Annotated in this window: 14 protein-coding genes and 1 riboswitch; of the genes, 6 read left to right on the forward strand and 8 right to left on the reverse strand. The window is 72.3% G+C overall.

What is annotated here, in order from left to right; genetic code table 11:
• Positions 1–96: 96 nt before the first annotated feature.
• The 6 genes from DFR74_RS17630 to DFR74_RS17655 all read right to left on the reverse strand — a co-directional run bounded on the left by DFR74_RS17630 (position 97) and on the right by DFR74_RS17655 (position 6,195).
• Positions 97–1,989, reverse strand: a complete 1,893-nt coding sequence (locus tag DFR74_RS17630) for a peptidoglycan D,D-transpeptidase FtsI family protein (protein ID WP_113975164.1) — start codon at positions 1,987–1,989, stop codon at positions 97–99.
• Entirely contained in the window at positions 1,986–2,873 is an 888-nt protein-coding gene (locus DFR74_RS17635; protein WP_195126533.1) for a hypothetical protein, read from the reverse strand. The genes DFR74_RS17630 and DFR74_RS17635 overlap by 4 nt, the downstream gene beginning before the upstream one ends.
• Positions 2,870–3,856 (reverse strand): 16S rRNA (cytosine(1402)-N(4))-methyltransferase RsmH, encoded by a 987-nt coding sequence (gene rsmH, locus DFR74_RS17640; protein ID WP_067511072.1) that lies wholly within the window; start codon positions 3,854–3,856, stop codon positions 2,870–2,872. The genes DFR74_RS17635 and rsmH overlap by 4 nt, the downstream gene beginning before the upstream one ends.
• Positions 3,857–4,098: 242 nt before the next feature.
• Positions 4,099–4,530: a division/cell wall cluster transcriptional repressor MraZ gene (mraZ, locus tag DFR74_RS17645; RefSeq protein WP_067511073.1), complete on the reverse strand. Its 432-nt coding sequence runs from the start codon at positions 4,528–4,530 to the stop codon at positions 4,099–4,101.
• Positions 4,531–5,098: 568 nt separating this feature from the next.
• Positions 5,099–5,530, reverse strand: a complete 432-nt coding sequence (locus DFR74_RS17650) for a DUF3040 domain-containing protein (protein ID WP_067511074.1) — start codon at positions 5,528–5,530, stop codon at positions 5,099–5,101.
• 227 nt (positions 5,531–5,757) lie between these two features.
• Positions 5,758–6,195 (reverse strand): SAV_6107 family HEPN domain-containing protein, encoded by a 438-nt coding sequence (locus tag DFR74_RS17655; RefSeq protein ID WP_067511075.1) that lies wholly within the window; start codon positions 6,193–6,195, stop codon positions 5,758–5,760.
• 138 nt (positions 6,196–6,333) lie between these two features.
• On the opposite strand from DFR74_RS17655, the gene DFR74_RS17660 reads away from it, so the two are divergent.
• From DFR74_RS17660 to DFR74_RS17670, 3 genes are read left to right on the forward strand one after another with little or no spacing between them, the layout of a single operon-like run.
• Positions 6,334–6,951, forward strand: coding sequence for a GNAT family N-acetyltransferase (locus tag DFR74_RS17660; RefSeq protein WP_067511076.1), 618 nt, complete (start codon positions 6,334–6,336; stop codon positions 6,949–6,951).
• The gene (locus DFR74_RS17665; RefSeq protein WP_113975165.1) at positions 6,948–8,513 is read left to right on the forward strand and encodes a phytoene desaturase family protein; all 1,566 of its coding nucleotides are present in this window, start codon (positions 6,948–6,950) and stop codon (positions 8,511–8,513) included. Before DFR74_RS17660 ends, DFR74_RS17665 begins: the two co-directional genes overlap by 4 nt.
• Positions 8,510–9,373, forward strand: coding sequence for a carotenoid biosynthesis protein (locus DFR74_RS17670; RefSeq protein ID WP_067511077.1), 864 nt, complete (start codon positions 8,510–8,512; stop codon positions 9,371–9,373). The genes DFR74_RS17665 and DFR74_RS17670 overlap by 4 nt, the downstream gene beginning before the upstream one ends.
• 58 nt (positions 9,374–9,431) lie before the next feature.
• Here DFR74_RS17670 and DFR74_RS17675 read toward each other — a convergent pair whose 3' ends face one another.
• A complete protein-coding gene (locus DFR74_RS17675) occupies positions 9,432–9,767 on the reverse strand; it encodes a hypothetical protein (protein WP_067511078.1) in 336 nt (111 codons plus the stop codon).
• A 166-nt stretch (positions 9,768–9,933) separates the two neighbouring features.
• On the opposite strand from DFR74_RS17675, the gene DFR74_RS17680 reads away from it, so the two are divergent.
• From DFR74_RS17680 to DFR74_RS17695, 3 genes are all read left to right on the forward strand, one after another.
• Complete coding sequence (locus tag DFR74_RS17680) at positions 9,934–10,626, forward strand: LppM family (lipo)protein (protein ID WP_084537881.1); 693 nt, start codon at positions 9,934–9,936, stop codon at positions 10,624–10,626.
• Positions 10,596–11,798: a glycosyltransferase family 2 protein gene (locus tag DFR74_RS17685; RefSeq protein ID WP_232331808.1), complete on the forward strand. Its 1,203-nt coding sequence runs from the start codon at positions 10,596–10,598 to the stop codon at positions 11,796–11,798. Before DFR74_RS17680 ends, DFR74_RS17685 begins: the two co-directional genes overlap by 31 nt.
• Positions 11,799–12,356: 558 nt before the next feature.
• The gene (locus DFR74_RS17695; RefSeq protein ID WP_067511080.1) at positions 12,357–12,746 is read left to right on the forward strand and encodes a hypothetical protein; all 390 of its coding nucleotides are present in this window, start codon (positions 12,357–12,359) and stop codon (positions 12,744–12,746) included.
• Between the two features lie 273 nt (positions 12,747–13,019).
• On the opposite strand, the gene DFR74_RS17700 is transcribed toward DFR74_RS17695, so the two are convergent.
• On the reverse strand, positions 13,020–13,721 hold the full coding sequence (locus DFR74_RS17700; RefSeq protein WP_084537866.1) for a hypothetical protein: 702 nt from the start codon (positions 13,719–13,721) through the stop codon (positions 13,020–13,022).
• 284 nt (positions 13,722–14,005) lie between these two features.
• A riboswitch (SAM riboswitch) is annotated at positions 14,006–14,099 on the forward strand.
• Positions 14,100–14,162 lie beyond the last annotated feature (63 nt).

The following is a 14,162-nucleotide window of genomic DNA, read 5'->3' on the forward strand; positions in this document are numbered from 1 at the left end:
CCGCCCGCTCCCGGTCGCGGCGCCCGGTTGGGGGCGCGGTGGCGGCGGGCCGGGCGGCGGCGGGCGAACCGGGCGGACAGCGGGGACGACAACGGCTCACGCACCGGCCTGGAGCACGAACTTCTGCGGTTCGGTGACGGTGGGCGGGATGCGGTCGCGCTGGATGGCCCACGAGGCGATGCTGTGGAACAGCGGGGCGGCGGACTGGCCGCCGCTGCCGTCGGCGCTGCGGACCGGATTGTCGAGCATCATGCCGATCACGTAGCGCGGGTTGTCGGCGGGCACCATGCCGGAGAAGGTGATCCAGAAGCTGGAGGTGGAATAGCACTTGCAGCGGGGATCGATCTTCTGGGCGGTGCCGGTCTTGCCCGCGACCTGGTAGCCGTCGATGGCGGCGGGCCAGCCGGTACCGTTCTGGTTGGCGTTCATCGGGTCGCGCTGGGTGACGGCCTGGAACATGGTGCGCAGGGTGCGCGCGGTCTCCTCGCTCACCACCCGCACGCCGTCGGGCTGGGTCTCCTCGGTGCGGCTGCCGTCGGGTGCGACCTTGGCGCGCACGATGCGCGGCGGGATGCGCAGCCCGTCATTGGCGATGGCCTGGTACATCGCGGTCATCTGCAGCGTGGACATCGAAAGGCCCTGTCCGATGGGCAAGTTGGCGAAGGTGCCGCCCGACCACTGGTCCAGGGCGGGCACCTGGCCCGCCGTCTCGCCGGGCAGGCCGACGCCGGTGCGCTGGCCGAGCCCGAAGCGCTGCACCATATCGGCGAAGCGCTCCTCGCCCACGCGCTGCGCCAGCATCAGGGTGCCGACATTGGACGACTTCGCGAATATTCCGGTGGTGGTGTAGGGCTCCACGCCGTGGCCCCACGCGTCGCCGACGGTGACGCCGGACATGCTGATCGAGCCGGGCACCTGGTGCACCTCGTCGGGGGTGGTGAGCCCGTATTCGATGGCCGCGGCCGCGGTGATCAGCTTGTTCACCGAACCCGGTTCGAACGGGTCGCTCACCGACGGGTTGTTCGTCTTGGCCGAACCCCAGTTCTGCGGGCCGAGTTTCGGGTTGAAGGTGCTGTCGTTGGCCATGGCCAGCACCTCACCGGTCTTGGCGTCCAGCACCACCGCCGAGGCGCCCGCGGCGCCCGACATCTCCCTGGCCTGCTGCACCTGCTGCTGCACGTAGTACTGCAGGTCGGAGTCGAGGGTGAGTTCGACGCCGTTGCCGTTGACCGCGGGCTGCTTGTCGCGCCAGCTGCCCGGGATGACCGCGCCGTCGGAGCCGCGGTCGTAGGTGTGCGAGCCGTCGGTGCCCGCGAGCACCGAGTCCAGCGAGGATTCCAGGCCGATCAGGCCGTGGCCGTCCCAGCCGGTGGCGCCGATGATATTGGCGGCCAGCGAACCGCCCGGGTATTCGCGCAGGTCCTGGCGTTCGGCGCCGACCTCGGGGAATTCCAGGGTGATCTCGGAGGCGATGCGCGGGTCCACGTTGCGCACCAGGTAGACGAACTGCTCGTCGCTGCGCAGCAAGCCCAGCAGGTCCTTCTCCGAGGGGGCCTTCGCGCCGAGCTTGTCGTGGATGGTCTTCGCGATATCGCGCAACCGCTGTTCGGGATCGGGCGCCTTCTCGTTCTTCGCGCGCTCCTCGGCCAGCATCTCCCGCACCCGCACGGGCTGGATGTGCAGCGCCTTCGCCGACACGGTGAACGCGAGCGATTTGCCGTGGCGGTCGGTGATCGGGCCGCGGGTGGCCTCGTCGGTGAGCCGAACGGTGCGCTGGCTGGCGGCCTGTGCGGACAGCCCCGGCGCGGAAATGCTCTGGATCCACAGCAATTGGAGCGCGACGACGGCCAGCGCCACCAGCATGACGAGGCGGCCGACGCCGAGGCGCAGCCGCAGCGGACGATCCGAGGGCGCGCCGGTGCGCGGTCTCGCGCCGCCGGATGGCACCGGCCCGCGCCGCTGGCGCGGCGCGGGCCTGGTGCGGGTCATCGGACGGCCCCCTCGGGGGCGGGCGGAGCCTGCTGCTCCGGCGGGGCGTCCACCGGCGGCGGCACCGCGGCCGGCCCGTCGGCGGGCGGGGCGGCCACGGGCTGCGGGGCGGGGGCCGGCTGGGGCACTTCGGCCGCGGGGGCGGGGTTCGGGTTCGCCGGGTCCGGGGCCGGTGCCGGGTTCGCCGGATCCGGCGCGGGCACCGGGCTCGCGGGATTCGGCTCCGGAACGGGACTCGCCGCGTTGGGCGCCGGTACCGGGCTCGCCGGGTTCGGCGCGGGTGCGGGATGCTCACCCTCCGGAGTGCGCACGGTGGACACGGGGATCACGCGCTCGCCCTCGGCCAGCACGTGCCCCGGCTGCGTCGCCGGGCCCGAGCGCGGCGTCTGATTGAGCGGCGGCACCGGCGCGCCCTGCGCGGGCGTTTCGTCACCGATCACCGTCACGGTGCCGTCGGGTCCGAGCACCAGGCGCGCCGGGTCCTTGGCGGGGATCATGCCGAGTTCGCGGGCGCGCGCGGCCAGTTCGGGCGCCGAGTCGGCGGCCGCGACCTCCTGCTGCAACGCGGCACGCTCGTCGGCGAGCTGCCGGTTGAGCTGCCTGGCGTCGCTGAGCTGGTAGCTGTCCTCGGCGGCGCGCGTGGTGAGCAGCAGGGTGAGCGCCAGCCCGCAGGCCAGCATGGCGATCATCGCGGCGACGAACGGGATCCGCGCCGCGGTCACCGAGGTGCGCGCGGGCAGCCGCGGCGTGTCGGCGCGCTGTTCGGCGCGGAGCTTGCGTTTGGCGTAGGCCCGTTGCGCCGCACCGGATTTCACCCGTTCGGCGGCCTGGACCCGGCGGGCGACCCGGCCCGGCGACTCGACCGTGCGCGTACGGATACTCATGGTGTCGTCGCCTCCTTCTCCTGGATCCGCTCCGCGGCCCGCATGCGCACCGGCGCGGCGCGTGGGTTCTCCTCGATCTCGGTCTCGGTGGCCTTCTCCGCGCCGCGGGTGAGCATCCGGAATTCCGGGCCCATCCCGGGCAGTTCGACCGGCAGGTCCACCGGCGTGCGCGACGCGATCCGCGGCGCGAACTCCTGTTTGACGACGCGGTCCTCCAGCGACTGGTAGGACATGACGACGATGCGGCCACCGAGGCGCAGCGCGTCCAGCGCGGCGGGCAGCGCGGCGCGCAACGAGTCGAGCTCGCCGTTCACCTCCACCCGCAGCGCCTGGAAGGTGCGCTTGGCCGGATGGCCGCCCGTGCGGCGCGCGGCCGCCGGGATCGTGGCGTACAGCAGCTCGACGAGTTCGGCGCTGGTGGTGAACGGCTTCTTGGCGCGGCGGCGCACCACCTCGGAGGCGATCTTGCCCGCGAACCGTTCCTCGCCATACGTTTTCAGCACGCGCGCGAGATCGCCGTGGCTGTAGGTGTTGAGCACGTCGGCGGCGGTCAGGCCCGCGGTGGGGTCCATCCGCATGTCCAGCGGGGCGTCCACCGAGTAGGCGAAGCCGCGCTCGGCCTCGTCCAGTTGCATGGACGACACGCCGAGATCCATCAAGATGCCGCTCACCGCGCCGGCGCGGGGCAGCCCGGCTTCCGCCAGCGCGTCGGCGATGCCGTCATATCTGGTGTGCACCAACGTGATCCGGTCGGCGAACGGCGCCAGCCGCTCCCCCGCCAGGCGCAGCGCCTCGGTGTCGCGGTCGAGGCCGACCAGCCGCAGGCCGGGGTAGGTGCGCAGGAAGTGTTCGGCGTGGCCGCCGAGCCCGAGGGTGGCGTCCACGTAGACGGCGCCGGGCTCGGTGAGGGCGGGGCCGAGGAGTTCGTCGGCGCGGCGCAAGAGAACGGGGACATGCCGGGGGCCGTGCTCCTCACGGTTCACCTCGACCTCCCGGTTCCTGCTGCGTGCTTCTCGCACCGGGGGCGCGGGGCTCACGGGCCGGAGACCGGTCGCGCTCGGATCGCGTTGCCGCACAGTGCTGATGGAAAACAGTGCTCGTGGAAAGAATGCTGCTCGGCGGGGGAATGCCCCGTGGTCTCTGACCGGACAGCGGTACCTGGCGTCGGGGAAGTACGTCAGGGTCCGCGTCCGGGCAGAGGCCACGCGGCACTCCTCCGCGCTGGCTAGAAGATCCCGCCCAGCGACTCGTCTCTCGCTTGTGCGTAATCCTCCTCGTGCTCGGCGAGGTAGGACTCCCACGCCTGCTTGTCCCATATCTCGAGGAAGTCGACCGAGCCGATCACCACGCAATCCCGGTCCAGGTTCGCGTAGCGCCGGTGGTCCGCCGACAACGTGATCCGGCCCTGGCCGTCCGGACGCTGCTCGTCCGTACCCGCCGCCAGTGCCCGGACGAACGCGCGGGCCTGCGGATTGGTCCGAGACGCGGCCGCGGCCCGCCGGGCGAGCGCGGTGAACTCCTCTTTGGGGTACACGGCGAGGCTGTGGTCCTGACTCTTCGTGACCATCAACCCTCCCGCCAGATCGTCTCGAAACTTCGCAGGCAACGTGAGTCGCCCCTTGTCGTCCAAACGGGGCGTGTACGTACCGAGAAACATCTCGATACCTCCCTGGGAGCATCCCCGCGGTTACGGGGGGCACATTCACCTCGCCTGATCGACCTCTCTCCTGTAGCGCGCTCCACATTACCCCACTTTCCCCCACTTTCAATCGAAAGTGGAGGTGATCTCGCTCCCCGCGCGAACGATTCCGCAGGTCATCACAGCTATCACCCAGGTGGGGGACTTTCGCGTGTTCCGGCGACACGCGCGTGCCTTCCGGGTGCTGTCCCGACAACCATCAGCAAACTCCGCTGGTAGGCAAGGCCCTGCGGGGGGACGGAAGGGGGTGGAACCCCCGGTGGGGAGGAGTGGAGGGACCCCGTGGGGAAGGGTGGGGAACTCCGGTGGGGAGAAGTGGCGCGAACTCCGGGCGCGGGACACGGCGGGACGAGCGCGGTCACGGCCGTGCGGGTCCAGCGCATGGCGCTCGACCGTGTCGCCAGGCCGCCGGATGCGAGCAATCTCACTCCGGCGCGAAAACCCGGTGCGCACAGGAGAAAGCGACGCCGCACCCGTTCGGTGCGGCGCCGCCTTCACATATGAACGATGTGGTGCCGGGGCGGAGCTATTCCTGCTCGAACCGTCTCCGGAACCTGTCCTCCATGCGCTCCGAGAAACCGCCGGACTTGCGCTGACGCCGAGGTCCGCTCGACCCGCCACCGCTCGGCCCGCTCGAGGGCGGCTCACCGGCGGGCGCGCCGTCGGCGTCCGCGCCGCCCTTGCCGCTGCCGATCAGCAGCAGCACACCGGCGCCGAACATGACGATGAACCCGACCAGACTGATGATCGGGAAGCCGCCGGGCTTCACCGGAGCGGCGATGCCGGCGACCAGCAGAAACAGGCCGAGGACGAACAGGGCGGCGGCCTGGAGTCTGCGTCGACTCGAGGTCGTACGGAGGCGTCCGCCGCGGACGGACGACGCGAACTTCGGATCCTCAGCATAGAGCGCGCTCTCGATCTGTTCGAGCATGCGCTGCTCGTGCTCGGAGAGTGGCACGGTACCTCCCCCGGCACTAGGACGTGGCGGTCGCCTCCGGGTAGGCGACAGATAGCCGACCTTGGCGGCTGTCTGCCACCAATGATACGAGTTCGATCAGGGCGGGACCACTGAATGTGCACACCGAGACAAACTCGCATTTCGGAAGCCGTGCGGCCGTGTCGTCCGTGACCTGTGCCACACGACTTCGGACCCGCCGCGCGAGGTGACGGGGCCGCGCCGCGCGCTCACGCGGAGATGCCTCCGGTCCACCCGGGCGCGGGACGCAGCCGGGCGGCGGATTTCAGCAGATCCTCCACGTCGTGGAGGAACGCGCCGACCCGGGAGCAGAACTCGTCGGCCGACCGCTCGCTCACGTCGCGATCGAGCCCCGCCTCCAGCGCGGCGCGCAGTTCGGAGCGGGCGCTGAAGTAGTCGGCCCACATCACGAACTCGGGCGCGGCGCGCTGCAACAGCACCCACGCGTTGCGCGAGCGGGCTCGCGGCGCGGCGTCGGCGCCCGTGAACGCGAGCACCGCGCCCGCCCCGCGCAGCGCCGCCAGGTACGCGGTGCGGAACCGCTCGCGCGGGTCGGCCTCCATTCCGGCCTGCAGGAGCAGTCCGTCGGCCTTCTTCAGTAGTTGTCCCGCCTTGCCGGGCCGGCCCGGCGAATCGAGGTTCCCCATACGTCATCCCTCCGCACTCGCACACCCCGGCCCTTCGTGCACCGCGCGGACCGAACAGGTATTCGAACGTTTGAATTGAGCTTGAATATAGAGACGCCCACCGACAACTTTCCGCGTCCGCGCGGTCCGACGAGAGCCATGACAGCCGTCAAGCCACACCACACCCCCGCACCCGCGCCCGTCGTGGTCGACCTGTCCGTCACCGATATGCGCTACCGGCTCCACGACGCGCTGACGGTCTACGTGGCCGCGATGGAGTATCCGCGCGGCACCGAGAACCACCGCGCGCCCATGTGGACCGAGCACACCGCCCGGCCCGGCTGGCGGGCCGTGGCCGCGCTGCTCCCCGACGACCACGGCCACGCCGATCCGCGCGTCGCGCCGATCGTCGCCATCGCCTACGGCTACCACGGCGCGCCGCACCAGTGGTGGCATCAGCAGGTGCACAGCGGGATGCGGCGCTCGGGGTGGCCGGAACACTCTGCGCGGGAACTGCTTTCGGACTATTTCGAACTCACCGAGCTGCACGTGCACCCCGCCGCGCAGGGCCGCGGCATCGGCGCGACGCTGCTGCGGCGGCTGCTGGGCGACCGGCCGGAGCGGGCGGTGCTGCTGTCCACGCCCGAGGTGACGGGTGAGGAGAACCGGGCCTGGCGGCTGTACCGCCGCGAGGGGTTCGGCGACGTGATCCGCGATTTCGTGTTCGCGGGCGACAACCGGCCGTTCGCGATCCTGGGCAGGCGGCTGCCGCTGTGAGTGTGGTGGTGGTCGGCTCGGGCCACAACGCCCTGGTCGCGGCCTGTTATCTGGCCCGCGCCGGGCACCGGGTCGACGTGCTCGAACGCGACGAGGTGCTGGGCGGGGCGGTGTCGACGGTGGAGCGGTTCCCCGGGCACCTGGTGGATCGCGGGTCCTCGGCGCACATCATGATCCGCCACACCGGGATCCTCGAGGAGCTCGAGCTGGGGCGGTTCGGGCTGCGGTACATCGATTGCGACCCTTGGGGTTTCGCGCCCGCGGGGGCGGACGGGGCCGCGCCGATCGTGTTCCGGCGCGATCTCGACGCGACCTGCGACTCCATCGAAAAGGCCTGTGGCGCCGCCGATGCCGACGCGTACCGGCGCTTCGCCCGGGAGTGGGGGCCGCGCAGCGCGCGGGTGATGCGCGCGTTCGGCGGCGCACCGGGACCCGGCCACCTGCTGCGGTCCTTTTGGGGACTCGACGCGCGCGACGGGGGCAGCGCTCTGTCGCGGGAGTTCCTGCAATCCGGGGACGCGTTGCTGGACACCTGGTTTCGCGACGAGCGATTGAAGGCGGCGCTGGCCTGGTTCGGCGCGCAGTCCGGTCCGCCCATGTCGGAGCCGGGCACCGCGCCGATGGTCGGGTTCGCGGCGCTGATGCACGTGGTGCCGCCGGGCCGGGCCGTCGGCGGCAGCGGCGCGCTCACCTCCGCCCTGGTCGCGCGGTTGCGCGCGGACGGCGGCACGGTCACGGCGGGCGACGCGGTCACCGTGATCGCCCGCGCGGGCGAGGGCTGGCGGGTGCGCACCGCGTCGGGCCGGGAGGTGCGGGCGCGCACCGTGATCGCGGGCACGCACGTGCTGACCACGCTGGATCTGTTGCGGGCGGGCGGTTTCGACGCCGAGGTCGTGGCGGGGTGGCGGCGGCGGATTCGGGTCGGGCCCGGCATCGGGATGGTGGTGCGGGTCGAGACCGACGTGCTGCCCGTCTATCCCGGTGCGGCACAGGAAGATTCGGCGCGCGGTCTGCAACTGCTGGTCACCGACCGGGCGGCGCTGCGGCGCGCGCACGGGGCGGCGCTGGCCGGTGATCTGCCGCCGCGCCCGGTGGTGCTGGCGATGAGTTTCAGCGCGCTCGACCCGAGTATCGCACCGCCCGGCGAGCACCAGCTCTCGCTGTGGGCGCAGTGGCATCCGTATCGGTTGAACCGCGGCGATTGGGCCGGCCGAGGAGCGCGCGAGGCCGATCGGATCATCGCCGAAGTGGACCGGCACGCACCGGGTTTCGCGGGTTCGGTGCGGCAGCGGTACGTGCAGACGCCGGTGGATCTGGAGCGCGAGATGGGGTTGCTGGGCGGCAATGTGATGCACGTGGAGATGTCGCTGGATCAGATGATGCTGTGGCGGCCGCTGCCCGAACTGTCGGGTCAGCGGGTGCCCGGCGCGCCCGGCCTGTATCTGACCGGGGCGTCCACGCATCCGGGTGGCGGCGTGTCCGGCGCGAGTGGCCGGACGGCGGCGCGGCTGGTGCTGCGCGACGAACGGCGACGGCGGATCCCTTTGCTGGGCAGGCTATGACGAACGTCTCGCTGCGTGACCGGGTGGCGGCGGCCCGGCGCGATCTCGGCCATCCCGTGCCGGTGGTGTTCGCCGCGCTGCTGGTGCTCACCCAGATCGCCTACCCGCTCACCGAGGGCGCCGCCCGCGACCGGGTGACGGTGCTGGTGGTGCTGCTGTTCGCGGGGACCGCGCTGGCCCACGCCATCGCGACACGCGGATTCCGTTACGCGGCGGGCTTTCTCGTCATCGTGTCGGGGACGGGGCTGCTCGCCGAGCTGCTCGGCACCGCGACGGATATGCCGTTCGGCTGTTACTCCTACGCGGAGGGGCGGATCGGGCCGGAGCTCGCCGGTGTGCCGCTGGTGGTTTCGCTCGCCTGGACGGGCGGGGTGTATCCGGTGTGGGTCGTGGCGGGGCTGCTGACCCGCCGGACCGCGACTCGTGTGCCGCTGGCCGCCGTGGGCACGGTCGGCTGGGATCTGTTCCTGGACCCGCAGATGGTCGCCGACGGCCAGTGGAGCTGGTGCGACACCGATTCCGGCCTGCCCGGCCTGGCCCAGATCCCGCTGACGAACTACCTCGGCTGGCTGGTGGTCGCGCTGCTCATGGCCGCACTGCTCGCCGTCTGGGAACACGCCGCCCCCGCCCCCACCCGCCCGCGCGAGTCCAGCGCCACCGCGGTCCCCGTCCTGGTCTTCCTGTGGACCTGGCTCGGCTCCACCCTCGCCCACGCTCTCTTCCTCGACCTCCCCGCCTCCGCCGCCTACGGCTTCCTCGGCATGGGCCTGCTCGGCGTCCCCCTCCTGTCGCGAATGATCCGCCTACGGGCCGCACCGCCCGATCAGGGACAGAGTCCGGTCACACGCCCCGCCCGGTAAGGCTGAGGCGGACGTATCTCGGCGTCCGCAGCAACGCGGCCCAGAGGGGACTCGGCGTCTAAGCGAGGTACCGACTCAGGAGCGCGATCTGCACGGCACACACGGCGACGAAGACGATCCACTGCCGGACCAGAGGCCAGCGCCTCGCCAACGCCACGACCGCGAGGGTCATCCCGGCCAGGCCTGCGCCGACGCACACGACCGTCACGCCTGGTTCGCCGGACAGTGCACCGCCCAGTCCGACCACGAACGAGAACAGCATCGCCCCGAGGAAAGCTTGATTCCGCAGCAACCCCTCGGCGAGTGCACCGGCGAGCACCGCCCACCAGCCGACCCGTCCCATGTGCCCGTGCTCGGCCGCGCGCGCCGGCCCCTCCTCGACATCCCCCGTCATACCGCGAGCGTAGCCCGGCTCCGTCCGGAACGCGGTGCGGCGTGTCGGGCGACCGCGTGGCACGGGGAGGGGCGCGCCTGGCACGATGTGAGCCGTGCAACCGAGTCCCACGCCACCCGCCATTCCGGTTCCGCTGTCGACGCGCGCGCCGCGCCGGGTGCGGGTGATGGCGATGGTTCTGCTCGCGGTGCTGGTCGGGCCGGTGCTGGCGGGGTGCCTGCGGGTGCAGGTGTCGATGGGTGTGTCGTCGAACGACCGGGTGTCGGGGCGGATCGTGGCCGCCGTGGTGCCCGCCAGTGCCGAGGACAAGGGCCCGGAGCTGAAGGCGCCGGAGTCGCTCGCCGCGAAGGTGCGGGTGGAGCCCTACAACCAGGACGGGTACGTGGGCTCCAAGGTGTTCTTCGAGGACCTCTCGTTCGGCGAGGTGACGCAGCTGGGCCTGCTGTCGGAGCAGACGCAGGGCATGTTCCAGCTCCAGTTCCAGCGCACCGGCGACCTGGTGAGCATGAACGGGCGCGTCGACCTGAAGTCGGTGCCGCCGCACGGCTCGGACGTGCAGTTCACCATCGCGTTCCCGGCCCGCGTGGCCAAGACCAACGGCACCCGCGAGGGCGATTCCACCGTGTCGTGGAAACTGCCGCCCGGTGACGTGTCCACGCTGCGCGCGGAGGTGAGCTACGCCGACCCGAACACCCGCTCGTTCGCGGGCTGGGCGGGCATCGTCGGCGGCGTCACCCTCGCGGTGGCGGCGATCGTGGCCGCGATGGCGTACATGGATCGCAATCCCGCCGTGGCGCACGTGCCCGACCATCAGTTCTCCTGGCGGCGGTGGTGGCGATCGGTTCGCCAGTTCCGCTGAGCGAAACGCTGGTCAGGGCGGGCGCCGCGATCGCGTTGGGCGGTGCGGGCCTGGCCCTGGTCAACCGGCTGACGGTGCGTCGGCTGCCGCGCGGGGTGGCCGCGGTGGAACCCGTCACGGTCTGCGTGCCCGCCCGCGACGAGGTGACGCGCCTGCCCGCGCTGATCGCCGACCTGCGCGCCCAAGTGGGCGTCCCGAACTTGCGAGTGCTGATCCTCGATGACGGCTCGACCGACGGCACCGCCGACGCCGCCCGCGCGGCCATCGCCGGCGACCCGCGCTGCACGCTGATCCGCGAGGATTCCGGGCCGCCACCCGGCTGGACGGGCAAGGCCTCGGCGTGCGCCCGGCTGGCCGCGCGCACCGACGCGCCTGTGCTCGTGTTCGTCGACGCCGATGTGCGGCTGGCTCCGCAGGCGGTGGCCGCCGCCGTGGCCGAACTGCGGGCCCGCCGGGCGGCGCTGGTCTCGCCCTGGCCGCGGCAGCTCGCCGGGACCGCGCGGGAGGCGCTGGTGCAGCCGCTGCTGTGCTGGTCGTGGGCCTCGACCCTGCCGGTCGCCCTCGCCGACCGGTCGCGGCGTCCGTCGACGGTGGTGGCGTGCGGGCAGTTCCTGGTGGTGGACGGGGCGGCCTACCGCGCCGTGGGCGGGCACGAGGCGGTCGCGGACAGCCCCACCGAGGATCTGGACCTGGCGCGCGTGCTGCGCCGGGCCGGGCACCGCACTACCGTCGCGGCGGCGGGCACCCTCGCCCGCACCCGCATGTACCGGGGCGCCGAAGAATTGGAGCGCGGCTACACGCGCTGGCTCTGGTCCGCGTACGGCGGTTCACCCGTCGCGGCGGCGGCCGTGGGAACCGTTGCGGCGCTCGGTCATCTGGCGCCGCCCGTGGCGGCGGTGGCCGGGCGCGGATCGATCCGCCGGGCCGGCGCGATCGGTTATGCCGCCTCGGTCGCCGGACGGCTGCTGGCGCGCTCCCTGGAGTCCGGCGGCACCGTCACCGGCGCGGATTGCCTTGCGGCGCTGGCCCACCCGCTGTCGGTGGCCGAGTACCTGGCGCTCACCGCACGCTCCCATCGCGCGCGGAGACGGGGTGCGCTGCGCTGGAAAGGCCGCCCGCTGGTGTCCACCGCACCCGATCCCACTGCCCTACCCCGCCGCGAAATGCCCTGACCTGCCCGGTCGTTCGCTGCTGTTCGTGCGCAACGTGGGTCGCTCGATGACCTCGAAACCCATTCTCGACAAGGACGGCACCGCCTTCGGCCTGTGAAGCTGCGGACGTCCGCGCACCCGCGCCGGTTCCGGGGAACGAGACCCGGCGAGTAGGTGCTCGCGCGCCAGGTCGTCAAGCGGCCGCTCGACGAGAGCGAGGGGCGCGGCGTCTTCGCCTAGGGGGCCGGAGCCGGAGACCAGTCCGGCCAAGGCGCCCGTCGCGACGCGGTTCGGGGCGCTGGGAGAAGGCGGCGGCCTGCAGTTCGGTGCTGAGCAGCGGGGCGAGCTGGTGCGGGTCGCCGGAGGCCAGGACTCGATCGCGACGCCGGGAGAACCCCCGGCCGCACGCGCCCGGACAGCTCCGCTCCGCCGTGCCCCGCAAATTCGGGGCTTCACCGCCTCACCGGTGGCGACCTGCGCATTTCGCCGTCTCGTCCGTGTCGGAAAGGTTGCCCTGGGTTGCCCGGCGGCACGACATGGGGAAGGCTTGCCGCGGAGCGCAGTTCGTTCAGGAGTGTCATGAATCTGCTCACGATGGCGAGGATCGCGGCCGTGCCGGTCAGCCTGTGGCTGCTCATCGCCTTGATCGCCAATCCCGAGTACCGCACCCACAACATCTTCACCGTGCCCGATTTCGGGTTCTCCCTCTACCTGCTCGCGGTGGCGGCGCTGCCCACCCGCATCGCCGCGCCCGCCCTCACCGCGGGCTTCTGCTTCGGCGCGGGCGTCATCACCGTCGCCGCCATCGACCGCTTCGACCGCGGTGACACCGCCCAAGGCGCGCTGAACCTGCTGATCGTCGCGGCCTACCTGGTGGTGGCGACCTTGCTGCTGCGCAGGCAAGCGCGCACCAGCCAAGTCGAAACCGCACGAGCCGAAGCCGCACCCGCCGGGGTACCTGCCACCTGAGCGGGCGCTCGGCTGTGCCTCGGAATCCGGGCCGATCAGCCGGTGGCTGGGGGTCGTCGTGGCCCATTCGGTCGACGCGATCCCGCCACCACGCAAGCGAACACGCACCGGCCGGCCGGGACCACGCGAGCCGAGGCATCCGCTACCTGAGCACCTGCGGCCCCATCTCGGAGTCCGACCCCATCTCGGAGCCGCCGATCGTCATCCGGCAAGGCCGGGGAGGGACCGCAACCCACGGACGACGCGGCCCCGGATCGGACTTCGCCTCAGCCCCTACGGCACCGTCGTGATGCCGACGGTGGGCAGGAAGAAGCAGGAGCGCCCGCCGTTGTCGACGGTGCCGAAGACCGCGGCCAGCACCGTGCCCTGTCCGGTGTCGACCGGGACCGCGCGGATGCCGCCGACCGGCAGCGCCGCGAGGAAGAACTCGGCGATGGCGCGCTCGGCCTGCGGGCGCAGTTCGGCGGGGATCTGCGGCGGGATCATGCCGCGGAAGATCTCCGCGATCGGGCCCATGGCGGCCACGCCGCCCCGCCCGTTGCTGACGTTGAACCACGCCACCTGCATCCCGGCGGTGTTCCCGCTCTCGGGGCCCAGGCCCACCGGGATGAACGTGAACAGGGTCTGACCGGCCTTCACGGCCGTGAGATCCAGGCCGGGCACGGCGATGTTCGTCTTCGGCCACGGGCCGGGCACGGCTCCCGCCACCGCCGGGACCAGGCCCAGCGCCGAACCGTCGGCGCAGAACGCGGCCGCCGTGGGATACAGGAACGGGTCGATGCCGAGGCCGCGCAACACCTGGACGGTGCTGTCGTAGGCGGCGAACAGATCCCCGGGTGTCGCGGCCTGGTGCCTGCCGGGTGGTTCCGGGTCCGCGGCCGGTATCGCGGCGGCGGGCGCGGCCAGCGCGGCGGTCAGGGCGACCGCTCCGGTGGCGAGGGCGGCGAAACGGGGCAGGCGGTGCAACACGGCCACGGCGGACCTCCTCATCGGCGGCACGATGAGCAGACAGACTACTCCCGCAAACGCCGGACGCAGCCGTTTTCGGCGGTGGCAAATTCTCCGGCGCGTCGTGGCGCCGGGGCGAGAGAGCCGGTCGGCGTAGGGAACAGCACCGACCGGCGCGGGTAATGATCACGCCGGCGGGCCCGCGGGACCAGGGCTGGGCTCAGCCTGATTTCTACCCTTGCCGGTGAGTTGCCGCGCTTCGCATGATGTTTCGGCCAGACCCTGCTGCGCCCGGCGCACGGGGCCGGGCACACCCATCCAGAGCGACCGAGAGACCTGGCTCACCGACGTCGCAGCAACCCCCCGGTCACCGGGTGCGGGTGCTTCCGCCGGGACCGATGGAGGACTGCATGACGCGAACCGCGAACGCCCGCAGGGCCGGCCGACAGCACGGCTGCTGTCGGCGCT

It is taken from the genome of Nocardia puris, from assembly GCF_003315035.1.
GTDB classification, from domain to species: domain Bacteria; phylum Actinomycetota; class Actinomycetes; order Mycobacteriales; family Mycobacteriaceae; genus Nocardia; species Nocardia puris.